The organism is Paludibacterium denitrificans, assembly GCF_009707705.1.
GTDB lineage: Bacteria > Pseudomonadota > Gammaproteobacteria > Burkholderiales > Chromobacteriaceae > Paludibacterium_A > Paludibacterium_A denitrificans.
Genome location: NZ_WLYX01000001.1, coordinates 595,215 through 618,117 on the forward strand (window position 1 = coordinate 595,215; position 22,903 = coordinate 618,117).

Below are 22,903 nucleotides of genomic sequence, written 5' to 3' on the forward strand. Positions count from 1 at the left end.
TCATCATGCCTTGCGGAAGACCAAGGTACCGTTGGTGCCGCCAAAACCAAACGAGTTGGAAATGGCCACATTGATCTTCATGTCACGAGCGGTATTAGGCACGTAATCCAGATCGCAACCGTGTTCCAGATCCTGCTCGAACAGGTTGATGGTCGGGGGCGATACCTGATTGTGCAGCGCCAGAATCGAATACACGGCTTCCACCCCGCCTAAGCACCACCCAGCAAGTGACCGGTCATCGACTTGGTGGAGTTCACCACCAGCTTCTTGGCATGCTCGCCAAACGCCAGTTTCAGCGCATTGGTTTCATTGGCATCACCCAGCGGCGTGGAAGTACCGTGAGCATTCACGTAATCCACTTCATCCGGGTTGATACCGGCATCACGCAAGGCGTTAGTCACGCCGCGCGCCGGACCTTCGGCGTTGGGAGCGGTAATGTGATGCGCATCGGAACTCATGCCGAAACCAATCAGCTCAGCATAAATGGTGGCACCACGCTTCACCGCATGTTCGTATTCTTCCAGCACCAGCACACCGGCACCTTCGCCCATGACAAAGCCGTCACGGCCGGTATCCCGGTGGACGGGAGGCGGTTGCCGGATCATCATTACGGGTCGACAGCGCCTTCATGGCGGCAAAGCCACCCACGCCCAAGCGGCTGATAGCACCTTCAGCGCCACCGGCAACCATCACGTCGGCATCACCATATTTGATGACGCGTGCCGCATCACCAATACAGTGTGCGCCGGTCGTGCAGGCGGAAACGATACCGTAAGACGGACCCTGATAACCCTTGATGATCGAGACATGGCCTGCGATCAGGTTAATCAGCGAACCCGGAATAAAGAACGGACCAATCTTGCGCGGGCCACCGGCCTGTAGCGCCACACCGGTTTCTTCGATCAGCGGCAAACCACCGATACCAGAACCGATATTCACGCCCACGCGAGTTTTGTCCAGATTGGCTACGTCATCCAGCCCGGCATCGCCAATGGCCTGCAAGGCGGCGGCAATACCGTAGTGGATGAACAAATCCATCCGCCGTGCATCCTTGGGGGAAATGTACTGGCTGATGTCGAAATCTTTTACTTCGCCAGCAATCTGGCAAGCCAAGTCGCTGGCATCAAAACGGGTAATGGTACCGATACCACTCTTGCTTACGAGCAGATTGGCCCATCCGGTCGCAACATCGTTACCGATAGGGGATACGTGACCCAGACCGGTTACAACAACTCTGCGTTTGGACAAGGGGAATCTCCGTGAGTAAAGGGAGGCCGTCTCCCGATGATCCAGCAACATGCGTCACGGCGATTAGCTGTCAAACGCACGTTTGGACCCCACTTTAGCAAAAGACCCCTGCAGGCGAGCCAAGGCCACACCGGGCAGAGGTCCTGGTAATTCTCGTTACAAGAATTACTTGTTCAGATGACCGTTAACGTAGTCGATCGCTTGCTGAACGCTGGTGATCTTTTCTGCATCTTCGTCCGGAATCTCGCACTCGAACTCTTCTTCCAGAGCCATAACCAGCTCGACGGTATCGAGGGAGTCAGCGCCCAGATCGTCGACGAAGGAAGATTCGTTCTTCACTTCGGCTTCGTTCACGCCCAGTTGTTCGGCAACGATCTTTTTAACGCGCGCTTCAATGTTTTCCATTTGTTTAAACCCTTTACCTTTCTGATTCGGGACAACAAAACCCGACTATTCTACAAAAAAAAATTAGAGTAGCCTACCCAATGCGTGTTTTATTGTATCAAACGCATCTCAAGGCATCAGCATGCCACCGTTGACATGCAGTGTCTGACCGGTAATGTAGGCTGCACGATCCGACGCCAGAAAGGCCACGGCATCGGCAATATCCTTGGCATCGCCAAGGCGACCCAAGGCAATCTGTTGTACCAGCGCCTCACGCTGTGCTTCCGGCAGAGCTCGCGTCATGTCGGTATCGATAAAACCCGGCGCCACGCAGTTGACAGTGATGTTACGGCTGCCCACTTCGCGTGCCATCGATTTGGTAAAACCCATGATACCGGCTTTGGCGGCGGCGTAGTTGGCCTGACCGGCATTGCCCATGGCACCCACGACCGAGGCGATGTTGATGATACGGCCCCAGCGGGCCTTCATCATACTGCGCATCACGGCCTTGGAAGCCTTGAAGACCGACTTCAGATTGGTATCCATGATGGCATCCCAGTCTTCGTCTTTCATGCGCATCAACAAGCCATCGCGGGTGATCCCCGGCATTATTGACCAAAATGGTCACGGCGCCGAATTCTTTTTCAACACTATCAACCAACGCCTCAATCGCGCCGTCTGCGGTCACGTTGAGCACCCGGCCCGCGCCGCCCTTGGCAGACAAACGCTCCTGAATGGCGGCTGCGCCACTTTCCGAGGTAGCGGTACCAATCACGGTGGCCCCTTCTTCGGCCAACAGGTCAGCAATGGCCGCGCCAATACCGCGTGATGCGCCCGTTACCAGCGCGATCTTGCCTTGCAGAGTCATCGTGTCATTCCTTGTTACCAAGGTTGGCCAAAAACCGGCTGGCCAACCTTTTTTTATGGATAAGCCGCTGTTCCTGCAGGATTACAGCAACTCGGCCTTGGCCGCTTCCAGCGCGGCGCCATCGGTCAACGCCGGGCACTTGACGTTGCTATCGATGCGTTTGGCCAAACCGGCCAATACCTTACCCGGACCGCACTCTGCCATCAGGGTAATGCCGTCGCCAGCCAGTTTCTGGATGGTTTCAGTCCAGCGCACCGGGCTGTACAACTGGCGCACCAATGCATCGCGAATCTGATCCGCTTCGCTGTAGCTGGCTACGTCGGCATTGTGCAACACCGGGATGGCCGGAGTATTGATATGAACGTTCTGCAGCGCAGCGGCCAGTTGCTCGGCCGCTGAGCTTCATCAACGCGCAGTGCGATGGTACGGATACCGGCAACGGCAGCGCACGCTTGGCGCCACGAGCCTTGCAGGCTTCCATGGCGCGCTCGACGGCCGCCTTGGAACCGGCAATGACCACCTGCCCCGGCGAGTTGAAGTTGACCGCTTCCACCACCGCACCTTGGGCGGCTTCCAGACAGGCCGCGCGTACATCATCGTCGGACAGGTTGAGTATGGCCGCCATGGCGCCCTCGCCCGCCGGTACGGCGTTCTGCATGGCTTCGGCACGCAGACGCACCAGCTTGACGGCTTCGGCAAATGGCAAGGCACCGGCAGCCACCAGCGCGGTGTATTCACCAGTGCTATGGCCAGCCACAACCGCTTACTGGCTACCGTTCAGCTCCTGCCAAGCCAGATAGGTGGCCACGCCAGCCGCCAGCATGATCGGCTGGGTATTGACGGTGGCATTGATGGCTTCCGGCGTTTCGGCCTGAAGCATGCCCCACAGGTCAACGCCCAACGCATCGGACGCCTCTTGAAAGGTATGTTGCACCACGGGCAGATCGCCAAAGCCGTTCATCATCTTGAGGCTTTGCGAGCCTTGGCCCGGGAAAAGGAAGGCAAACGCCATAGTCTGTCTCCAGCTAATTGGAACGGAAACCCGATACAAGGCGCCATTGCTGGCAATTGGCCACGCTAATGCAGCAGCCTTGCATCACCGACATCAAAACTTAAGCAGTACCGCACCCCGTGCAAAACCACCGCCAATGCCTTCCAGCAGGATGGTCTGGCCACGCGTAATCTGACCGGCGCGCACTGCATGGTCAAGCGCCAGCGGAATCGATGCCGCCGAGGTATTACCCTGCTCCGGCAGGGTCACCACCACCTTGTCCATCGACAAGCCAAGATGCTTGGCCGTGGATTCGATGATGCGCAGGTTGGCTTGGTGCGGCACCAGCCAGTCGACTTCGGACTTGTCCACGCAGGCTTCGGCCAACGTAGAGGCAGCGATGTCGGCCAAGGCCTTGACGGCAAACTTGAAGACCGCCGGGCCGTCCATGGTGAGATACGGCTTGCCTACAATCTGGCCGGAAGCAATCTGCCCCGGCGTGCTGAGAATGCGGTGATAACGGCCATCCGATGCCAGTTTGGCATGGAGAATACCCGGTTCATCCGCCTCACCCAGCACCACGGCACCGGCGCCATCGCCAAACAGCACACAGGTGCGGCGATCTTCCCAGTCGAGAATGCGGGAGAAAATCTCCGCGCCCACTACCAGCGCCTTCTTGGCCATGCCGCTCTTGATGTAATTGTGAGCGGTCACCAGTGCATACATGAAACCGGCGCACACCGCCTGTACGTCAAACGCGGCGCAACCATGAACCCCCAGCTTTTCCTGCAGCAGGCAGGCCGTGCTCGGGAAAATCATGTCCGGCGTGGATGTGGCGACGATGATGAGGTCGATCTCTTCGCGCGCGATACCGGCATTGGCAATAGCGGCTTCAGCGGCCCGCAAAGCCGGTCGCTGGTTTTATCTTCATCGTTGGCGATGTGGCGAGAGTGGATACCGGTACGGGAGACGATCCATTCGTCATCGGTATCCACTCGTTCGGCCAACATCGCATTGGTAAGCACGTTCGGTGGCAGATAGCTACCGGTGCCAAGAATACGGGAATGGGCCATGTAGTGTCAGTTCGCTGCTGCCTCGGGTGTCTTGAGGTTTTCTAGTTGATGGGCAACCCGGTTGGCGATGTGACCAATCACGTCAGAACCGGCTTCCTCGCAAGCCTGTTCCAGCGCGTAACGGAATCCTTCTGCGTCGGTTCCCCCGTGGCTCTTGACCACAATGCCGCGCAAACCCAACAAGCTGGCGCCGTTATAGCGGCGCGGGTCCACACGAGCCTTGAAGTGCTTGAGTACCGGCATGGCTGCCAGCGCACACAAGCGCGTCCACCGGTACGGGTAAACTCTTCACGCAAAAAGTTAAGCAATCATCTGCGCCAGCCCCTCGGCCGATTTCAGCGCCACGTTACCGGTAAAGCCGTCGCAGACTACCACATCTACCGTGCCTTTGTAGACGTCGTTACCTTCGACGTTGCCATAAAAATTCAGCTCGGAATGGCGCAGGTATTCGCCAGCCTTTTTCACGCTGTCGTTACCCTTGATCTCTTCCGAACCGATATTCAACAGCCCGACGGTGGGGTTGGCCTTACCTGCGGTACTGGAAACCAGCACCGACCCCATGATGCCAAACTGTAATAATTGTTCAGGCGTGCAATCGACATTGGCCCCCAAATCCAGCATGCAGGTGTGCCCTTTGAGGGACGGCAGCATTTTGGCAATGGCAGGACGGTCGATACCCGGAATGGTTTTCAGGACAAAACGCGCCGTTGCCATCAGTGCGCCGGTATTACCCGCCGACACGGCTGCCTGCGCCTGTCCTTGCTTGACCAGATTGATCGCCACCCGCATAGACGAGTCTTTCTTGTTCTTCAGCGCCAACTGGGGCGTTTCATCCATATCCACCACCTGAGTGGCATGCTGGAGTTGGAGACGCTCGCGCGGCACGTCGGCGTGACGGGACAACTCGGCAGTGAGGGCCGCTTCGTCACCTACAAGAATCAGACGTGTGTCGGGGTGGTCTTGGAGAAATTTGATTGATGCAGGGACGGTGACCTTGAGGCCAACGTCACCGCCCATGGCATCAACTGCAACGGTGATAGTCATCAACGTAATCGGTAGTGGACCTACCTGTTGTTATGAAGGAGGGATACAACGCAGCGATTACTCGCCTTTAGCCTTCACAACCTTGCGGCCACGATACACGCCGTTCGGGCTGATGTGGTGACGCAGATGGGTTTCGCCAGTGGTCGGCTCTTTAGCCAGCGACGGGGCGGTCAGAAAATCGTGGGCGCGGTGCATGCCACGTTTGGACGGGGACTTTTTGTTCTGTTGAACAGCCATGGTCGACTCCTAAGAAATTCAAGTAGATTCTTTAACGAACCCGGTTTCACTCGGACTTGGACGTCTTGAGCGCTGCCAGCACCGCAAACGGATTGGGCTTGTCAGCCTTGGCGCGCAAGAGAGTGTCCGAACCACAATCGTCGTGTTTGGGCGACAGCGGCAAGTCCATGATGATTTCGTCTTCGATCAACGCTTTCACGTCCAGTTCAGGCTCGGCGAGAATGGCATCCAGCGATTCGTCCTGCTCGCACGCCAGCTCAAGCTTTTCCGGATCGGTAAACAGTGTAATGACTGAATCAGTCTCCACACGGTATTCCATCCCGGTCATGCAACGCTGGCAAGCCAGCTGGAGCCGGGCTTTCAGCACCAGACGAAGCGACAAACGCCCCAACCGGTCGCGAAAGCCCTCCGTGGTGTAATCCACTTCACCACTGGTGTCGGACAGGTCGCTGTGAACACGCTCATCCAGTGCGTTAACCGGCAATTTGCCAGCCAACGTACGACCCTCACGGGCGAACTTGAGCGAATCGATCAAAATCGGGTTAGACATAAACCCAGCATGATATAATTGCCGCCCCTGATTTGTCAAAAGAATCAAGGGAACAACGGCCTACGCTCATCCTCCGGCGCTGCTTCCCTTGCACCACACCATCATGCAGATTGTACTGGCTTCTACCTCGCGCTACCGCCGCGAAATCATCAGCCGTCTGGGTTTGCCGTTTGAAGCAACGCCCCCCATTTGTGACGAAACGCCGCTTGCTTGCGAAACCGCCCTCGACACAGCCGTACGACTGGCACGCACCAAGGCCATGTCGCTGGCGGCACGTTACCCGGAAGCCCTGATCATCGGCTCGGACCAGGTGGCGCTGCTGGATGGCCAGCAAATCGGCAAGCCGGGCACATTTGAAAAAGGCGTGGAGATGCTGCGCTGGATGAGTGGCCGCACGGTGGTATTTCATTCTGCGCTGGCGCTCTACAACAGCAAAACCGGCCATCTGCAGGAAACCGTGGGACTCACCCACGTCACCCTGCGCCAGCTTACCGATCAGCAGATTCGGGCTTACCTCACGCGCGAGCCGGATGCGCTGCACTGTGCCGGTAGTGCCAAAAGCGAGGGACTGGGCGGTGCCCTACTGGAAAAAGTGGAGTCGGACGACCCCAACTCCCTGATCGGCGTACCGCTGTTCCAGCTGGTCAGCATGTTGGCTAATGAAGACGTGGAGGTATTGTAATGGCAGGCACATTGTTTTTGATCCCCACCCCGCTGGGCGATGAAGCGGTGGCGTGGTTGCCGGAAGACGAACGCGCCAAGGTGCTGCATATCACCCATTTCGTGGTCGAAGCGGAAAAAACCGCGCGTCGGCACCTCAAGGCATTGGGTGTGACCACGCCTATCCGCGAGTTGTCGATGCAGACCCTGAACGAACACACCAAGCCCGGCGACGTGGCGGCACTGCTCGCCCCGCTGGCCGCCGGACACGATGTCGGGCTGGTTTCCGAAGCCGGATGCCCGGCAGTGGCCGACCCCGGCGCACAGCTGGTGGCGCTGGCGCATGAGCGCGGTTACCGGGTGGAGCCGCTGATTGGCCCGTCGTCGATCCTGCTGGCGATGATGGCATCTGGCGCCAACGGCCAGTGCTTTGCCTTCCATGGTTATCTGCCGGTGGACCATGGCGAAAAAGACAAGGCCATCCGCGAACTGGAGCAGCGTTCGCGTCAGCGCAACGAAACACAGGTCTTCATCGAAACGCCATACCGCAACAATGCCTTGCTGCAACAGTTGCGCGAAACCCTGGCGCCGTCCACTCGCCTGTGCGTGGCCGCGGATCTGACCCTGCCGACACAAACCATTGTCAGCTTAAGTGAAGGACTGGCCAACGCTTCCCCCGGATTTTCACAAACGCCCGGCCATTTTCGTGCTGTACGCCGGTTAATCGTTAGCGCGGCCCGACTTGCCTGCAACGGCCTGCCGGGCGCATTCTCCCACGGTTTGTCCTTTCGCCGCCTGCCACCATGCCGATGACGCCCCTGATTACTTCCCTGCTGGATACCGACCTGTACAAATTCACCATGTTGCAGGCGGTACTGCACCAGTTCCCGGCCTCGTATGGCGAATACGAGTTCAAATGCCGCAATACACCGCAACAGCCGCTGGCGTTATTGCAGCACCAGCTGGAAGCCCAGCTTGACCACCTGTGCCAGTTACGCTTCACGCAGGATGAACTGGATTACCTGCGCAGCCTGCGTTTCATCAAGAGTGATTTTGTCGATTATCTGGAGCTGTTCCACTTCCAGCGCCGCTTCATCACCGTGACCACCGCTGGCGACAATCTGGTCGTGCGGCTGCAAGGCCCGCTGATTCAGGTGATGTTCTTCGAGATTTTCGTGCTGGCCATCATCAACGAGTTGCACTGCACGCGGCTGGATACACCGGAAGTGCGCGCCGAAGGCCAGCGCTTACTGGATGAAAAAATCGCCACGTTACAGGCGTTTCAGCGTACAGAAGCCGCCCAGCAGCGTTTTCCTTTGCTGATTTCCGACTTTGGCACCCGTCGGCGCTTCAGCCGGGACTGGCACTATGAGGTGATTCGCCAGCTGCACACCGCTGTGCCGGAAATTTTCCGTGGCACCAGCAATGTTTATCTGGCGCGGCAACTGGGCATTACCCCCATTGGCACCATGGCGCATGAGTTTTTCCAGGCCTTTCAGGCGCTGGGGGTGCGGCTGCGCGATTTTCAGAAGGCCGCGCTGGAGTCATGGGTGCAGGAGTACCGTGGCGATCTGGGTATTGCCTTGACCGATGTGGTGGGCATGGACGCCTTCCTGATGGACTTTGACCTGTACTTTGCCAAGCTGTTTGACGGGCTGCGCCACGATAGCGGCGACCCGTACGTATGGGGCGAAAAGGCACTGGCGCATTACCACAAGCTGCGCATCAACCCGGCGACCAAAATGCTGACATTCAGCGATGCACTGAGTATCGACCGGGCCTTGGCGCTACATCGCCATTTCAGTCAGGACATTCAGGTCAGCTTTGGCATCGGCACGCATTTCACCAACGACATGGGGCTGGAACCGTTACAGATCGTGCTCAAGCTGGTCAGCTGCAATGGCCAGCCGGTGGCCAAGCTGTCGGACAGCCCGGGCAAGACACTGTGTCGGGATGCCACGTTCCTGGCCTACCTGCGTCAGGTTTTCAACGTAGCGGTGCCAGCGTCGGCGGACTGAGCCGCACCGTCCAGCAACTGCAGCAACGCCGCACGAGCCGGATTGGCGAGCTTGTCGCCCGCCAGCACGATGGTCTGCCGGGCCAGCGCGCGATAGCTTTCGGCCAACCCCGGGTCGTGAATCACCGCCAGATGGCGCGCTACCGTGGGCACATCGCCACGCACGATCGGCCCGGTCAGGGCGGCGGCTTAAACCCCAGCGCCAGAGCATTTTCCAGCGTCTGGCGCATCAGGTTTCCCAGCAGCGGCCGCAACAAATCATCCGGCACCCCGGCTTGTTCGGCCAACCCTTGCGCCATGTCGGTGAGCGTGACCAGATAATTGGACGCGACCGACAATGCCGCGTGATAAGCCGCCTTGCCGCCTTGGGCCAGCCGGAACGGCCTCCCGCCCAGCGCTTCGGCCAACGCCTGTAGCGCAGGCAGTGCCGCATCGTCGCCTTCGATGGCACACAAGGTTCCGGCAAACGTGGTCGCCGCCCGCGCCGGATCGGCAAAGGAAAAAGCGGGGTGCAGGCTGCCGAGCCGGCCCCGGCCGCACGTAGCGGATGTAGCACGCTGGATTCCGCCGCACCGCTGGCATGAAACACCACCGCACCGTCCAGCCGGATACCGCTATCGGCCAGCTGCTGCGCCGTGGTGCCGATAGCCGCATCCGGCACCGACAACAAGACAAGGTTGGCCGAACGCATCTGCCGCAGGTCCGCAACCGGCTGGCCCGCACCGATGAAATCAGCGGCCTCGCTGGCGGATGCCAGCGTACGACCGACGACATCCTGAATCTGATAACGTCCGCTGGCCACCGCCAAGCGCCCCAGCGTGCGCCCCAGACGTCCGGCGCCGATAATGGTCAAAGAAGAAAGTGTCACGAGAGATCATCCGTTTGTTGGCAACGGGCCATTCCCCGTACCGGCAAAAACGATAACAATAGGACACGCCGTCGGTCTGGACCGACACCGTCTGCATCACGCCGTTACAGAGAGGATAAAATGTTGCATCTTGCCATGTTCTTTGGCGTTGTCGCGCTGCTATTGGCGTACCTGACCATACTCTACAACGGCCTGGTTGGCCTGAAACACAGCGTGGCCAAATGCTGGGCCAATATCGATGTGCTGCTCAAACAACGCCACGACGAGCTGCCCAAGCTGGTGGAAGTGTGCAAACACTATGCACAGTTTGAACAGGCCACGCTGATCGGCATCATGGACGCGCGCAATGCCATCGCCAGCCATGCTAGCCAGCATCGGGTGGAACAGCTGGGCGCCGCCGAAACCACCCTGCGCGGTTTGCTCGGACAGGTGTTTGCCGTCGCCGAGGCCTACCCGGAGCTGAAAGCCGATCAGCAGTTCAGCCACCTGAGCCAGCGCATCAGCCAGCTGGAAGAAAGCATTGCCGACCGGCGTGAACTCTACAACGATGCGGTCAACCTCAACAACGTGCGCATCGACCAGTTTCCGGATGTGCTGGTTGCCCGGCTATTCGGTTTTGAAGCGGCACGGCCACTGCGCTTTAGCGCCGAGGAAAAACGTGACGTGGACGTCGGGGCCTTGTTCAATGCGCGTTAAGCCATGACCGCCCTCACCGCCCCACTCACCCGCCCCGGCCTGATGGCGTTTGGCATCTACCCGCTGTTGACCTGGTCCGGGCTGCAACTGGGGTCGCACACCTTTCGCCACTACCTGTTACCCGCCATCATGCTGCTGGGGCTGCTCGGCTGGTGGCTCAATTACCGCCGCTACCGGCTGATTGCCGACACGCCGACCTCACGTGCCGCCTCGGCGGCGCTGGGTGAAAAGGTGGAACTGTATGGCACTGCCGCGTGCCATCCGCACGCCGTCAACTACAGCCCGCTCTCCGGACGCCGTTGCGTATGGTATCGCTGCTGGCGCCTGCCGGAAGACAACAACAACCAGCTGGACGACATGCTGCCACTGCTCAGTGGCAATGCTCCGCTCCTGCCAAGCCACTGCACCAGCGAGGAATCCTTTCTGCTGCGTGATGGCAAGCAGGAGGTGATCGTTCACCCGGAAGGCGCGGAGGTACAGGCACCGCACCGTGAACAGTGGCGTGAAGGCAACGAACGGCTGATCGAAGAATGGATAGGCGAAGGCGACCCGCTGTATGTCGTCGGCCATCTCACCTCACGCGGAGGCGAGCCGTACAACAACAACGATTTCCACCGCGATGTCGGCGCCAAGTTGGCCGAATGGAAGCAAGACCCGGTCAGCCTGAAACAACGCTTCGATCTGGATGGCAATGGCCAGATCGATGACAAGGAATGGCTGGCCGTGCGGGCCGCAGCCGCCCGCGAGGTACGCCAGACGCAACAGCAACTGGCGGCAATGCCGGTAACGCTGCACATGCAGCAGCCACAGGATGGCAGTCCTTACCTGATCAACACCCACTCGCCACAAAAAGGCGCGCAGTCATACCGCTGGCGCGCCTGGCTCCATGCCCTTGTTGCGTTGGGCAGTGTGCTGCTCTGGCTGAGTAGCCGTCGCTGAGGTGTCGTGCTTTCCCGTTCGCAAAGCAAAACCGCTATAGTGAACGCATGGCATCCACGCCATGATGGAGAGGGATCATGATCCGCCTGACCTTTACCTGCTCGACTGACACGCTCTCCGCCCCGAGGCAACGCCAATCGGTGCTCGATATCATCAGGCGCCGCCTTCACTCCATGACCATCTCCGGCTACATCATCTTGTTACAGCATGATGTGCTGACCATTCTGGAAGGGCCGGAAGCCGTCGTCGAACAGGAATACGACAGCCTGGCCACCACACCAGAAATCAAGCAATTGCTCCTCTTGGCGCGCGAAACCATCGAACAGCCCTGCAGTGCGCCGGGGTTGTGTTTTGTCGACGCCGATGCCCAACGCCGCCCGGATGGTACGCTGCCTGCGCCGGAACAATTGCTGGGAGCCGCCCACCTCACCTGTAGCGAGCGCACCCGCCGTTTCGTACAGGAATTCATTGACGGGCAATGGCACCACCACCATGCCGACTGGCAATCACCGCAAGTGGTACACCGCCATTCCTGATGCAGTCAGCACACAAAAAAGGGCTGCCCATGGCAGCCCTTGCAGCGTGACCTTGCAATCGGCAAATTAACCGGCCGCGTTCAGCGCCTGTTCAATGTCCGCCAGAATGTCGTCGATATGCTCGATACCAATGGACAGACGGATCATCTCCGGTCGAACGCCAGCCTTGGCCTGTTCCTCTGCCGACAATTGACGGTGAGTGGTCGAGGCCGGATGGCAAGCCAGCGACTTGGCATCGCCAATATTGACCAGACGCGTAATCAACTGCAGCGCATCAATAAAGCGGCCACCGGCTTCCACGCCACCCTTGATGCCAAACGACAGCACGCCCGATGCTCGACCGCCCATATACTTCTGCACCAGCGCGTGATCCGGATGATCCGGTAAACCGGAATATTCCACCCAAGCCACCGACGGATGCGATTTCAGGGCTTGCGCCACTTTCAGCGCGTTGTCGCAGATACGGTCCATGCGCAGCGCCGAGGTTTCGATGCCCTGCAGAATCTGCAGCGCATTGAACGGCGACAGCGCCGCTCCCATGGCACGCAACGGCACAACCCGGGCGCGGGCAATGTACGCTGCCTCGCCCATCGCTTCGACGTAATTGACGCCGTGGTAGCTGACATCCGGTTCGTTCAGGCGACGGAAGCGCTCTTTATGCTGGCCCCACGGGAATTTGCCGGAATCGACAATCGCGCTAAGCGATGGTGGTGCCATGGCCGCCCATATACTTGGTCAGGCTGTGCACGACGATATCGGCACCGTGTTCAAACGGGCGGCACAGATACGGCGACGGCACGGTATTGTCGACAATCAACGGCACGCCATGGGCGTGTGCGACATCGGCCAGTGCCGAGAAATCCACCACGTTACCCAACGGGTTACCGATGGATTCGCAATACACCGCCTTGGTCTTGTCATCGATCAGCTTGGCGATGGCAGACGGATCGCGGTAATCGAAGAAACGCACCTGAATCCCCAACTGCGGCAAGGTGTGGGCAAACAGGTTATAGCTGCCGCCGTACAGTGTACTGGTAGCAATGATGTTGTCGCTTAAGCTTCGGCAATGGTCTGGATGGCGTAAGTGATGGCCGCCATACCGGATGCCACGGCTAGTGCGGCCACCCCGCCTTCGAGCGCAGCGACACGTTTTTCCAGCACATCATTGGTCGGGTTCATGATGCGCGAGTAGATATTACCCGGGACTTTGAGGTCGAACAGGTCTGCCCCGTGCTGGGTGCTATCGAAGGCAAAACTGGTGGTCTGATACAGCGGCACGGCCACTGCCTTGGTGGTCGGGTCCGGGCTATAGCCTGCGTGTACCGCGAGCGTTTCGAGTTTCATTGTATTGGTTCTCCTGCGGTGCCAATGTCATGGTGTCCGCTACCTTACCCGTGCGCCCCATCCTTGCCAAGCCTGGCACCATCCTCTCTCTATATTATTTATGGATAACCATTTTCTTTGGATGGATAACAGCAAGGCGGCCCTAAGGCCGCCTTGCTTGCTCAGTACGATAATACCAAGAGGTGGTTTACAGCTTGAACTGCCCGACCATGGCACGCAGATCATCGCCGCGCCGCGCCAGATCCTGAATGGTAGCCAGCATCTGTTGCAGGCTTTGATCGGTCTGGATCGATTTGCTGTTGATACGTTCAGCACTTTGCGCCATCTCGGTGGTGGCAATGCTTTGCTCGCTGGTCGAGCCCGTGATTTCCGCCATGCGGGCTAATCTCCTCCGTACTGGACTTGATCTGCCCGACTTTGGCAGCGGCTTCGCGTGACAGCGACACCCCGGAGCTGACACGCCGGTTGGTATCGGCCGTGTGACCAATGGCCTGTTCGGTTTGCTGCACCACGCTGTCGATCATTTGGGCGATCTCGGTGGTGGAGTTGGCGGTACGTTCGGCCAACTTGCGCACCTCATCGGCCACCACGGCAAAGCCACGACCCTGTTCCCCGGCACGAGCCGCTTCAATGGCCGCGTTCAACGCCAGCAGGTTGGTCTGGTCGGCAATATCGCGAATCACAGCCACGATGCCGCGAATCTCTTCCGAGTGTGACGCCAGGCCAGACATGGAGGTTTGCAGCGCATCCACCGTCTGCACGATGGACTGCACTTCGTGGGCAACCTTGTCCATGGCCAGATACGAGTCATTGGCATGCTGGCGCGTCTCGGCCACCAGCGACTCGGTGGTGCTTCGGCATTATCCGCAATGTGATTGATGCTGACAGTGATTTCCTCAATGGTGGCCGCCGTTGCCGACAGCTCATTGGACTGCGCGCGCGAATCGGCCGCAATGGTATCCGCCGCCTGATGCAGCATGGTGGTATCACGCGCCAGCGCCTCGGCGTCGTGCCGCACCGAAACAAACATGCCGTGCAGTTTCTTCACAAAAGCGTTAAAGGCTTCGGCAATTTCCCCCACTTCATCATGTGTGTGCACCGGCAACTGCATGGTCAGATCGCCCTCACCGCTGGCAACGTTATGCATGGCATTGCGCAGGTCGGTCAGGCCGGACAGCATGCGAACCACCCCGGCGTAAGCCAGCACCGCAGACAGAATCAGCCCCAACAGCGACAAGCCGCCCATCAGCCACATCAGGTGACCCACGGCGCTGGTCGCGGCGGCAACCGGCACCACGACGCCAAAAATCCAGCCAGTGTTTCCCACCGGATAAAGCGCGGTCATGCTGGTTTCACCATTCAATGCCACGCTCTGCAGCTTGCCATCCTGGCTCAGACCAGACAGATCAAACCCCGGCATGACATCGCCGATCTTTTTCATGCCGGATTCTTTGGCCGGATGGGCAATGATCGAGCCGTCTTTTGTGATCAGGAAAGCGTAGCCATTGCCCGGCAGGCGCGAGGCCACCACTTCGTCGGTTACGCGCTGCAGCGACACGTCACCGCTTACCACGGCCACCAGTTGACCACCGTCACGGCGGGCGCGGGCAAAGGTAATGATCGGTTTTTTGGTTGCCGCATCAATGTACGGAGCGGTGGCGATGGCTTCTTCGCTCTGGCTGGCGGCCAGATACCATGGCCGTCCGGTCGGGTCATAACCCGGCGGTACGGGAGTGGATTTGGAAAACTGGGTCATGCGCTTGCTGGGTTCGCCAATATACATATCGTCCAGATGGCCCGCTTGCTGGGCCTGATCCAGAATCGGCTTGAGTTCGCCCTGACCAAAGCGCGGCAGCACCGAGGAGACAATCTGCTGGCGCGTAGCGACCCACTCGGTGATGAAGCTCACCTTGTCGTGAGCCGTCAGGGCCACCTGCTGTTGAATGGAGCTCAACAGCACATCCTTCATTTTCCAGTACGCCACACCACAGAACGTCAGCGACAGGCCGGTCAGTATCAACAACACAAAGGCCAGCATTCTGGTTCGTAGAGACATCATGGGAAAATCCTGCTCTTTCTTCATGCAACGATAGCGGGGTGTCGTCTGTGACCTGATCCGGTGACCCGCTACCCCTCACCCGTCAGTCTGGTTTTAGCCGCGGCGGTTTGGCTGTGCCAAGGATAGCTCTCCAGTTTGAGCCGTCTTGCGCCTTAATTTGATATGTATCAAGCGCCGCCGCCTTTAGACTCAAAATTAAACTGAGTGTTTAAAAAAACACAGCAAACAATTGGATACAAGCTAATTAATGCAATTTTTTGTCACAAAAAAACAACACATTTTGTGCAAACACCGGGATGGTGCTTATAAATAAGCCCATGCACCCGATGAGTGCAGTTTATTCACGATAAAAATTCTTCACAGTTGATGAATTAATTAAACGCATATTCCACCCGACCATAAAAAACCCCACCGGCTCTTCCCGTGAGAAAGAGCCGGTGGGGTGGCATGCCACACGCCTGATCCGCTTAGGCGCGAAGGCTGTCTGCGTTACAGATAGTTTTCCATCGGCGGGCAGCTGCACACCAGATTACGGTCACCGTATACGTCATCAATGCGGCTCACGCTTGGCCAGAACTTGTTATCAAACACGTAAGGCAGCGGGAACAGCGCTTGTTCGCGGCTGTACGGATGATCCCAGTCACCGGCGATGTCGGACTTGCTGTGCGGTGCGTTGTGCAGCGGGTTGTTATCCGCTTACCATACGCCATTTTGCACATTGTCGATTTCCTGACGGATAGCCGTCATGGCGGCGACAAAGCGATCCAGTTCGCCTTTCGGCTCGGACTCGGTCGGTTCGATCATCAGCGTGCTTAAGCCACCGGGAAGCTCATGGTCGGTGCGTGGAAGCCATAGTCCATCAGGCGCTTGGCCACATCCACTTCGGTCACGCCACTGGCCGCCTTGAGCGGACGCAGATCAATGATGCACTCATGCGCCACACGACCATTGGCACCGGTATACAGCACCGGGTAATGTTCGGCCAACTTGGTGGCGATGTAGTTGGCGTTGAGCAAGGCGTTCTGCGTAGCCTGCTTCATGCCCGCCGCGCCCATCATGCGGATATACATGTAGGAGATCGGCAGGATGGAAGCCGAACCGAACGGCGCGGCGCACACGGCGCTCTGCCCCGGTTGTGCACCCGGTACTTCGGCAACCACATGGTTGGCCATGAACGGTGCCAGGTGAGCCTTGAGGCCGATCGGGCCCATGCCCGGGCCACCACCGCCATGCGGAATGCAGAAGGTCTTGTGCAGGTTCATGTGCGACACGTCGGCGCCGATGTCGGCCGGACGGGTCAGCCCCACCGGGCGTTGAGGTTGGCGCCATCCATGTAGACCTGACCGCCGTGGCTGTGCACGATATCGCAGATTTCGCGGATACCGGCTTCAAACACGCCATGCGTGGACGGATAGGTGATCATCAGGGCGCCAAGGTTGGCCGAATGTTGCTCGGCCTTGGCCTTGAGGTCGGCGATATCGACGTTGCTTAAGCATCGTCGCACTTCACCACCACAACTTGCATGTTCATCATCTGCGCCGAGGCCGGGTTGGTCCCGTGCGCCGACTGCGGAATCAGGCAGACATTGCGGTGCGCTTCGCCACGTGCTTCGTGGTAACGACGAATCGCCAGCAGGCCGGTGTACTCGCCCTGAGCGCCGGAGTTGGGCTGCATCGAGATGGCATCGAAACCGGTGATGGCTTTCAGCTGCTCTTGCAGGCCGTCGATCAATTCCAGATAACCCGTCACCTGATCGCGCGGTGCGAACGGGTGAACGTTGGCAAATTCCGGCCAGGTGATGGGGATCATCTCGCTGGTGGCGTTGAGCTTCATGGTGCAGGAGCCCAGCGAAATCATCGAGTGGTTCATCGCCAGATCGCGGTTTTCCAGACGCTTGAGGTAACGCAGCATCTCGTGTTCGCTGTGATGGCTGTTGAACACCGGGTGCGTCAGGAACGCGGACGTGCGTTGCAGGCTGGCCGGAATGGCATCGGCGGCCACGGCATCCAGCGCGGCGATGTCGGCATCCTTGCCGGTAAAGGCGCGGATCAGCACAGCCAGGTCTTGTTCGGTGGCGGCTTCATGGAAAGCGACATCCAGCGTGGTGGCGGACGAGTGGCGCACGTTGTAGTCAGCATCCAGACATTCGCCATAGATGGCATCGGTCGCGTCAGCGGTAATCACACGCACGCTATCGAAGAAGGCGTCATGCGCCAGCTTGAGGCTTCTGCCACGGCATGGGCAAACACGGCAGCCAGACGATGGATGCGCTGGGCAATGCGCTTGATACCTTGCGGGCCGTGATAGACGGCGTACATGCTTACCATATTGGCCAGCAGCACTTGGCTGGTACAGATATTGGAGTTGGCTTTTTCGCGGCGGATATGCTGTTCGCGCGTTTGCAGGGCCATGCGCAGGGCAACCTTGCCCTTGGCGTCCTTGGAAACCCCGATGATGCGGCCCGGCGCGGAACGCTTCATGTCATCGCGGAAGGCAAAGTAGGCGGCGTGCGGGCCACCAAAGCCCATCGGCACACCAAAGCGCTGGGTGTTGCCGACAGCGATATCGGCGCCCAGTTCGGCTAAGCGACTTGAGCGCCACCAGCGCCATGATGTCAGCGGCAACGATGGTGATGGCACCCTTGGCCTTGGCCGCCGCGATGGGGGCGGTCAGGTCAAGCAGATCACCGGCTTCGCCCGGATACTGGAACAGCGCGCCAAAGCAGTCGGCCTCGGCCACGTCTTCAGGTTGGCCGAACGTCAGCTCGAAGCCGAAGTATTTGGCACGGGTGCGCAGCACGTCGATGGTTTGCGGCAGCACGCGATTGTCGACAAAGAAGGCATTGGACTTGGCTTTGGACACGCGGCGCGCCATGGCCATGGCTTCGGCGGCAGCGGTGGCTTCGTCCAGCAACGAGGCATTGGCCATGTCGAGGCCGGTCAGGTCCACCACCATTTGCTGGTAGTTGAGCAGAGCTTCCAGACGGCCTTGTGCCACTTCTGCCTGATACGGGGTGTAGGCGGTGTACCAGCCCGGGTTTTCCAGCACGTTGCGCAGGATCACCGTCGGGGTGATGACCGGGTGATAACCCAGACCGATAAACGACTTGTTGATGACGTTTTTGGCAGCGATGGTTTTCAGGCCAGCCAGCGCTTCGGCTTCAGGCACAGCGTCAGGCAGATTGAGTGCCTGATTGAAACGGATGTCGGCCGGGACGGTCTGGTCAACCAGATCGTCCAGCGATTGCGCGCCGATGGTGGCAAGCATGTCGGCACGATCAGCCTCGGAAGGGCCAATGTGGCGCGCCACGAATTCGGCACGATTAAACAGTGCGGAGAGCGTCATGATACGAATGTCCGGTGGGGAGAGCTACATCATGGCTGACCGGAATGGCCAGCCAACCAGCAGGCTTAACACCGGGGCACCGGCACGGCCTGCTTGCGGCATCAGGCGCCGATTTCCGGCCGTAGGCAGCGGCGTCCAGCAGGCCGTCCAGATCAGCGGCATTGGCTAAGCTTGATCTTGAAGAACCAGCCAGCGGCGTACGGATCGGTATTGGCCAGTTCCGGCGCAGCTTCCAGCTCAGCGTTGACGGCAACCACTTCACCGGCGATCGGGCAGTACACATCGGAAGCGGCTTTGACCGATTCCACCACACCAGCCTGATCTTCGGCGGCCAAATTGGCGCCCACAGTAAGCAGTTCGACAAACACGATATCGCCCAGCAGGTCTTGGGCGTGTTCGGTAATACCAACAGTCACGGTGCCATCGGCTTCCAGACGCAGCCATTCGTGGCTGGCAACGTATTTCAGATCAGCAGGAATGTTGCTCATGAAGTTTCTCCAGTATCCAGATAGTAAAAGGTTGGCCGAAAGCAGCCGGGCGGGCGTGGCGCCCGCCTCTACCTCGGGTATTAGCAAAGAGTGGTAACGAATCGGGGCAAATCAGTTGAAGACTTTTTTGCCATGACGGACAAACGGCATCTGCACCACGCGGACCGGGGTAAGCGTACCACGCAGGTCAACCATGGCGCTGTCGCCGGTGGCCGCAGGCACGCGGGCAATGGCAATGGAATGCTTCAGCGTGGGCGAGAACGAACCGCTGGTAATGACACCTTCACCGATGCCATCGACCAGCACCTTCTGGCCATCGCGCAGCACGCCACGGCCTTCCAGCACCAGACCAACCTGCTTCATCGGCACACCGGCAGCCTGCTGGGCGTCCAGCGCCGCACGGCCGTTGAAGCGGCGGTCTTCCGGTTTCCGGGCAATGGTCCAGCCCATGCCGGCTTCCAGCGGCGACACGGTTTCGTCCATGTCGTGGCCGTACAGGTTCATGCTTAGGCTTCCAGTCGCAGCGTGTCACGCGCGCCCAGACCGCACGGCGCTACCCCACCGGCTTTCAGCTGATTGAAGAAGGTAATGGCTTCGGTTGCTTAAGCAGCATGATTTCCAGACCGTCTTCGCCGGTATAGCCGGTGCGGGCAAAGAACCACTCCCCGGCGGGCATGCCCTGAAATACCTTGAGCGACTGGATGGTTTCGGCCAACTCCGGCTTGATGGCACAGACCTTGGCAATGGCATTGGGGCCTTGCACCGCAATCATGGCCAGATCGGTACGTACCTTGAGGGACACGTCGAAACCGGCTTTGTGCTGTTCCATCCAGGCCAGATCCTTGTCGGTGGTGCTTAAGCATTGATCACCATGCGATAGCCGTCACGGGCGAGGTAGACGATCAGGTCATCCACCACGCCGCCCTGATCATTGAGCATGCCGGAATACAGCGCCTTGCCTTCAAAACCAAGCTTGGCGACGTCGTTGGCGATCAGCTGTTGCAACCAGGCTTTGGCCCGGCTGCCGCTGATGTCCACCACGGTCATGTGGGACACGTCGAACATGCCGAGCGTCAGTACGCACCAGCTCATGCTCTTTCAACTGGGAACCATAGTGAATGGGCATTTCCCAGCTTAAGCAAAATCGACCATTTTGCCGCCACTGGCGACGTGGGCTTCGAATAGGGGGGTACGTTTCGGGGCGGTCATGGATGCTCGTCCTGGTCAAGGGTGTTGTTGTTGAATAGCAAACACCCCTCTGTCCCGGCACCTGAGATTTTCCGGCGGTAACGCCGTTAGCCCCTTCGGTGGACGCGTTTGCGCCGCTCTCCAGAGTTGGCGGGTTCAAGCCCTAAAGCTTGCCCGATGATGCAGTCCTTTTGCCTGAGCGATTGCGGGTGCACTTGCGCCTTCGGCGGCGGCTCGGGGCCGCTCTCTCCTGCATGATGCGCGAATTATCCGGGCAGCCGCGGTTAAAGGCAAGCCAAGTTTAGTTCCACATCAAGCTATCTCGCGAATACCGGTACGGCATGCACCAATGTCGTCATTTCGCACCATTTTGGCCGGTATACCCGGCATAACACGGCAAACCGCCGACAACGGCGCACTACACCGCCACTGGCCCGACCGGGACGCGTGCCAGTTGCCAGTGCGACTTGGCCCAGTCCCAGAGTTCGGCCAACGTAGCGCACTCGGCGGGCGGCTGGTGGTTCAACCGCGTCAGGGCCTGACGCAACTGCTCAACCGCCAGTGCTTAGCTCGATGGCTGGCGCCAGCGTCTGTTTCGACAGTTTCTCGCCCGCCGCATTGACCATCACCGGCAAGTGGCAATAACCGGGAGTCGGCACCGCCAGACAGCGCTGCACATGAATCTGCCGGGGCGTCGACACCAACAAGTCAGCACCGCGCACAATATCGGTCATGCCCTGCTCGGCATCGTCCACCACCACGGCCAGCTGGTAGGCCCAGAAACCGTCGGCCCGCAACAACACAAAATCACCACTGGCCGTGGCGAGATTCTGCCGGTAACGCCCCTGCAGACGATCATCAAAAACAATGTCCTCATCTGCCACACGCAGGCGCCAGGGCGCGGCCGACACGCCCCGGCGGGCAACCGTGCCGACAGGTACCGGGATAGACATAACCGTCCACACCACGCACACCGTGCGCGGCAATTTCCTTGCGTGTACAGGCGCAGGCATAGGCCTGACCACTCTCGATCAGCTGATCAAGAGCTGCACGGTACAGATGATAGCGACGGCTCTGGTATACCACTTCGCCATCCCACTCAAAGCCAAAGGCTTCCAGCGTGCGCAGGATGGCATCGGCGGCGCCGGGCATTTCGCGCGGCGGGTCCAGATCTTCCATGCGCACCCACCACTGGCCGCCCCGCGAACGGGCCTCCAGATAGCTACCAACCGCAGTGGTCAGTGAGCCAGCATGCAACAGGCCAGTGGGACTCGGCGCGAAACGGCCGCGATAACAGCGCTCAACAGTCATGCGAATACAAACGGGATTGGGCTGGGGGCAGATTGCATCGGCCAGCGGAACGAGGACTATAATTCCGACTGAATCCGTCAACCATTATGCCGGGGAAGAAAAACATGGCCTACGTTGTAACCGAAGCCTGCATCAAATGCAAATACACCGATTGCGTGGAAGTCTGCCCGGTCGACTGCTTTCACGAAGGACCCAATTTTCTGGTGATCGACCCGAACGAATGTATCGATTGCACGTTATGCGTGGCAGAGTGCCCGGCCGAGGCGATCTTTGCCGAGGACGACGTGGCCGCCGACCAGCAGGAGTTCATTGCCCTGAATGCCGAACTGGCGCAACGCTGGCCGGTGATTGTGGAAAAGAAACCGCCGCTGCCCGAGCATGAAACCTGGCTCAAGGAGCGGGACAAACGGCGTTATCTGGAAAAATGACCACTCACGCCGTGATGGCTCAGATAAACAGGTCGATATCGCCGCCCGGCTGTTCCTCGGGCTGATGCAGCCGCTGCCGATAGGCGCGCTCTTCTTGCTCCAGCGTAGCGCTGTGTTTGAGCTTTTTCACCATCACCTTGCCGCTATCGGTAAAGAAATACACCTTGCGGGCGTAGTTACCCAGCAAGTCTTCGGCCAACACCGGAATCTGCTCGGTGGCCAGATAGCTGCGGATAAAATCGGTATTGCGTTCACCGATATTCACTACCGACATGCCCTCCAGCATATTGCCCGCACCAAACACCTTGGCTTGCAGCCGGTGACGTTGCGCACCCAGCTTTTGCATGTCGGTGATCAGCAGTTCCATCGCATGAACACCGAAGCGGGCTTACCAGCGCTGCCGCTCCAGTCGGAACTGCCTTCGGGCAACAGGAAATGGTTCATGCCGCTTACCCGCGCCTGACGATCCATCAGACAGACCGCCACGCACGATCCCAGCAAGGTGACCAATAGCCCGGAACCGGCCAGCGCCCGGTATTCCCCCGGCAACAGTTTGATGGCTTCCTGCCCAAACTGCTTGTCGAAATATCGGCCCGATGCCGTGGCAATCAGGCTCATGTTGTTTCTCC

Annotated in this window: 17 protein-coding genes, 12 pseudogenes and 2 riboswitches; of the genes and pseudogenes, 7 read left to right on the forward strand and 22 right to left on the reverse strand. The window is 59.0% G+C overall.

Annotated features, from left to right (window positions below; all coding sequences use genetic code 11):
* Positions 1-3: 3 nt before the first annotated feature.
* From fabF to GKE73_RS04140, 8 genes and pseudogenes are all read right to left on the reverse strand, one after another.
* Positions 4-1,248, reverse strand: a pseudogene (fabF, locus tag GKE73_RS04105) (beta-ketoacyl-ACP synthase II).
* A gap of 165 nt (positions 1,249-1,413) precedes the next feature.
* Positions 1,414-1,653, reverse strand: coding sequence for an acyl carrier protein (gene acpP / locus GKE73_RS04110; protein ID WP_230369204.1), 240 nt, complete (start codon positions 1,651-1,653; stop codon positions 1,414-1,416).
* A 108-nt stretch (positions 1,654-1,761) separates the two neighbouring features.
* Positions 1,762-2,500 (reverse strand): annotated as a pseudogene (gene fabG / locus GKE73_RS04115) (3-oxoacyl-ACP reductase FabG).
* Between the two features lie 81 nt (positions 2,501-2,581).
* A pseudogene (fabD, locus tag GKE73_RS04120) lies at positions 2,582-3,512 on the reverse strand (ACP S-malonyltransferase).
* 93 nt (positions 3,513-3,605) lie between these two features.
* Positions 3,606-4,564, reverse strand: a pseudogene (locus GKE73_RS04125) (beta-ketoacyl-ACP synthase III).
* Positions 4,565-4,570: 6 nt separating this feature from the next.
* Positions 4,571-5,608, reverse strand: a pseudogene (gene plsX / locus GKE73_RS04130) (phosphate acyltransferase PlsX).
* A gap of 57 nt (positions 5,609-5,665) precedes the next feature.
* On the reverse strand, positions 5,666-5,845 hold the full coding sequence (gene rpmF, locus GKE73_RS04135; RefSeq protein WP_230369205.1) for a 50S ribosomal protein L32: 180 nt from the start codon (positions 5,843-5,845) through the stop codon (positions 5,666-5,668).
* Positions 5,846-5,891: 46 nt separating this feature from the next.
* Positions 5,892-6,395, reverse strand: coding sequence for a YceD family protein (locus GKE73_RS04140; protein WP_230369206.1), 504 nt, complete (start codon positions 6,393-6,395; stop codon positions 5,892-5,894).
* A gap of 103 nt (positions 6,396-6,498) precedes the next feature.
* On the opposite strand from GKE73_RS04140, the gene GKE73_RS04145 reads away from it, so the two are divergent.
* The 3 genes and pseudogenes from GKE73_RS04145 (at position 6,499) to pncB (ending at position 9,073) form a co-directional block, all read left to right on the forward strand.
* Positions 6,499-7,077 carry a Maf family nucleotide pyrophosphatase gene (locus GKE73_RS04145; protein WP_230371392.1) on the forward strand — a complete coding sequence of 193 codons (579 nt, stop codon included), beginning with the start codon at positions 6,499-6,501 and terminating at the stop codon, positions 7,075-7,077.
* Positions 7,077-7,779 (forward strand): annotated as a pseudogene (locus tag GKE73_RS04150) (SAM-dependent methyltransferase). The gene GKE73_RS04145 and the pseudogene GKE73_RS04150 overlap by 1 nt, the downstream one beginning before the upstream one ends.
* Before the next feature lie 85 nt (positions 7,780-7,864).
* Positions 7,865-9,073 (forward strand): nicotinate phosphoribosyltransferase, encoded by a 1,209-nt coding sequence (gene pncB / locus GKE73_RS04155; RefSeq protein ID WP_230371393.1) that lies wholly within the window; start codon positions 7,865-7,867, stop codon positions 9,071-9,073.
* Here pncB and GKE73_RS22435 read toward each other — a convergent pair.
* The 3 genes and pseudogenes from GKE73_RS22435 to GKE73_RS04165 all read right to left on the reverse strand — a co-directional run.
* Positions 9,034-9,237, reverse strand: a complete 204-nt coding sequence (locus GKE73_RS22435) for a hypothetical protein (RefSeq protein WP_312854357.1) — start codon at positions 9,235-9,237, stop codon at positions 9,034-9,036. The two genes, pncB and GKE73_RS22435, sit on opposite strands and share 40 nt — an antisense overlap.
* Positions 9,238-9,248: 11 nt before the next feature.
* Positions 9,249-9,527 (reverse strand): DUF2520 domain-containing protein, encoded by a 279-nt coding sequence (locus tag GKE73_RS22440; protein WP_280954749.1) that lies wholly within the window; start codon positions 9,525-9,527, stop codon positions 9,249-9,251.
* Between the two features lie 131 nt (positions 9,528-9,658).
* A pseudogene (locus GKE73_RS04165) lies at positions 9,659-9,940 on the reverse strand (NAD(P)-binding domain-containing protein); the annotation flags it as partial.
* A 135-nt stretch (positions 9,941-10,075) separates the two neighbouring features.
* On the opposite strand from GKE73_RS04165, the gene GKE73_RS04170 reads away from it, so the two are divergent.
* From GKE73_RS04170 to GKE73_RS04180, 3 genes are all read left to right on the forward strand, one after another.
* Positions 10,076-10,636 carry a LemA family protein gene (locus GKE73_RS04170; protein ID WP_230371394.1) on the forward strand — a complete coding sequence of 187 codons (561 nt, stop codon included), beginning with the start codon at positions 10,076-10,078 and terminating at the stop codon, positions 10,634-10,636.
* Between the two features lie 3 nt (positions 10,637-10,639).
* A complete protein-coding gene (locus GKE73_RS04175; protein WP_230369207.1) occupies positions 10,640-11,575 on the forward strand; it encodes a hypothetical protein in 936 nt (311 codons plus the stop codon).
* Between the two features lie 77 nt (positions 11,576-11,652).
* Positions 11,653-12,111: a BLUF domain-containing protein gene (locus GKE73_RS04180; protein WP_230369208.1), complete on the forward strand. Its 459-nt coding sequence runs from the start codon at positions 11,653-11,655 to the stop codon at positions 12,109-12,111.
* Positions 12,112-12,177: 66 nt separating this feature from the next.
* Here the strand turns inward: GKE73_RS04180 and GKE73_RS04185 are convergent.
* The 9 genes and pseudogenes from GKE73_RS04185 to gluQRS all read right to left on the reverse strand — a co-directional run bounded on the left by GKE73_RS04185 (position 12,178) and on the right by gluQRS (position 21,846).
* A pseudogene (locus GKE73_RS04185) lies at positions 12,178-13,455 on the reverse strand (O-acetylhomoserine aminocarboxypropyltransferase/cysteine synthase family protein).
* Between the two features lie 187 nt (positions 13,456-13,642).
* On the reverse strand, positions 13,643-13,780 hold the full coding sequence (locus GKE73_RS04190) for a hypothetical protein (RefSeq protein WP_230369209.1): 138 nt from the start codon (positions 13,778-13,780) through the stop codon (positions 13,643-13,645).
* Positions 13,764-14,249, reverse strand: a complete 486-nt coding sequence (locus GKE73_RS04195; protein ID WP_312854358.1) for a methyl-accepting chemotaxis protein — start codon at positions 14,247-14,249, stop codon at positions 13,764-13,766. Before GKE73_RS04195 ends, GKE73_RS04190 begins: the two co-directional genes overlap by 17 nt.
* Positions 14,135-15,514: a methyl-accepting chemotaxis protein gene (locus GKE73_RS04200; RefSeq protein WP_280954751.1), complete on the reverse strand. Its 1,380-nt coding sequence runs from the start codon at positions 15,512-15,514 to the stop codon at positions 14,135-14,137. Before GKE73_RS04200 ends, GKE73_RS04195 begins: the two co-directional genes overlap by 115 nt.
* 489 nt (positions 15,515-16,003) lie before the next feature.
* Positions 16,004-18,859, reverse strand: a pseudogene (gene gcvP / locus GKE73_RS04205) (aminomethyl-transferring glycine dehydrogenase).
* Positions 18,860-18,883: 24 nt separating this feature from the next.
* Positions 18,884-19,021, reverse strand: coding sequence for a hypothetical protein (locus GKE73_RS04210; protein ID WP_230371549.1), 138 nt, complete (start codon positions 19,019-19,021; stop codon positions 18,884-18,886).
* Positions 18,981-19,347 (reverse strand): annotated as a pseudogene (gene gcvH / locus GKE73_RS04215) (glycine cleavage system protein GcvH); the annotation flags it as partial. The pseudogene gcvH and the gene GKE73_RS04210, both read right to left, overlap by 41 nt.
* Before the next feature lie 111 nt (positions 19,348-19,458).
* A pseudogene (gene gcvT, locus GKE73_RS04220) lies at positions 19,459-20,556 on the reverse strand (glycine cleavage system aminomethyltransferase GcvT).
* Between the two features lie 39 nt (positions 20,557-20,595).
* Positions 20,596-20,690, reverse strand: a riboswitch (glycine riboswitch).
* A gap of 18 nt (positions 20,691-20,708) precedes the next feature.
* A riboswitch (glycine riboswitch) is annotated at positions 20,709-20,798 on the reverse strand.
* 155 nt (positions 20,799-20,953) lie between these two features.
* Positions 20,954-21,846: pseudogene (gene gluQRS, locus GKE73_RS04225) on the reverse strand (tRNA glutamyl-Q(34) synthetase GluQRS).
* 104 nt (positions 21,847-21,950) lie between these two features.
* Here gluQRS and fdxA point away from each other — a divergent pair.
* Entirely contained in the window at positions 21,951-22,274 is a 324-nt protein-coding gene (gene fdxA, locus GKE73_RS04230) for a ferredoxin FdxA (protein WP_230369210.1), read from the forward strand.
* A 19-nt stretch (positions 22,275-22,293) separates the two neighbouring features.
* Here the strand turns inward: fdxA and GKE73_RS04235 are convergent, their stop codons facing one another.
* Together GKE73_RS04235 and GKE73_RS04240 are read right to left on the reverse strand one after the other, a co-directional pair.
* A complete protein-coding gene (locus tag GKE73_RS04235; protein ID WP_230369211.1) occupies positions 22,294-22,641 on the reverse strand; it encodes a hypothetical protein in 348 nt (115 codons plus the stop codon).
* Positions 22,629-22,892: a hypothetical protein gene (locus tag GKE73_RS04240; protein WP_230369212.1), complete on the reverse strand. Its 264-nt coding sequence runs from the start codon at positions 22,890-22,892 to the stop codon at positions 22,629-22,631. Before GKE73_RS04240 ends, GKE73_RS04235 begins: the two co-directional genes overlap by 13 nt.
* Positions 22,893-22,903 lie beyond the last annotated feature (11 nt).

What these genes read in the sequence shown, in the direction of transcription:
- acpP (WP_230369204.1), bottom strand. Translation starts at nt 1,653, where the DNA reads ATGGAAAACATTGAAGCGCGCGTTAAAAAGATCGTTGCCGAACAACTG.
- rpmF (WP_230369205.1), bottom strand. Translation starts at nt 5,845, where the DNA reads ATGGCTGTTCAACAGAACAAAAAGTCCCCGTCCAAACGTGGCATGCAC.
- GKE73_RS04140 (WP_230369206.1), bottom strand. Translation starts at nt 6,395, where the DNA reads ATGTCTAACCCGATTTTGATCGATTCGCTCAAGTTCGCCCGTGAGGGT.
- GKE73_RS04145 (WP_230371392.1), top strand. Translation starts at nt 6,499, where the DNA reads ATGCAGATTGTACTGGCTTCTACCTCGCGCTACCGCCGCGAAATCATC.
- pncB (WP_230371393.1), top strand. Translation starts at nt 7,865, where the DNA reads ATGACGCCCCTGATTACTTCCCTGCTGGATACCGACCTGTACAAATTC.
- GKE73_RS04170 (WP_230371394.1), top strand. Translation starts at nt 10,076, where the DNA reads ATGTTCTTTGGCGTTGTCGCGCTGCTATTGGCGTACCTGACCATACTC.
- GKE73_RS04175 (WP_230369207.1), top strand. Translation starts at nt 10,640, where the DNA reads ATGACCGCCCTCACCGCCCCACTCACCCGCCCCGGCCTGATGGCGTTT.
- GKE73_RS04180 (WP_230369208.1), top strand. Translation starts at nt 11,653, where the DNA reads ATGATCCGCCTGACCTTTACCTGCTCGACTGACACGCTCTCCGCCCCG.
- GKE73_RS04190 (WP_230369209.1), bottom strand. Translation starts at nt 13,780, where the DNA reads ATGGCGCAAAGTGCTGAACGTATCAACAGCAAATCGATCCAGACCGAT.
- GKE73_RS04195 (WP_312854358.1), bottom strand. Translation starts at nt 14,249, where the DNA reads ATGGACAAGGTTGCCCACGAAGTGCAGTCCATCGTGCAGACGGTGGAT.
- GKE73_RS04200 (WP_280954751.1), bottom strand. Translation starts at nt 15,514, where the DNA reads ATGATGTCTCTACGAACCAGAATGCTGGCCTTTGTGTTGTTGATACTG.
- GKE73_RS04210 (WP_230371549.1), bottom strand. Translation starts at nt 19,021, where the DNA reads ATGCCGCTGATCTGGACGGCCTGCTGGACGCCGCTGCCTACGGCCGGA.
- fdxA (WP_230369210.1), top strand. Translation starts at nt 21,951, where the DNA reads ATGGCCTACGTTGTAACCGAAGCCTGCATCAAATGCAAATACACCGAT.
- GKE73_RS04235 (WP_230369211.1), bottom strand. Translation starts at nt 22,641, where the DNA reads ATGGAACTGCTGATCACCGACATGCAAAAGCTGGGTGCGCAACGTCAC.
- GKE73_RS04240 (WP_230369212.1), bottom strand. Translation starts at nt 22,892, where the DNA reads ATGAGCCTGATTGCCACGGCATCGGGCCGATATTTCGACAAGCAGTTT.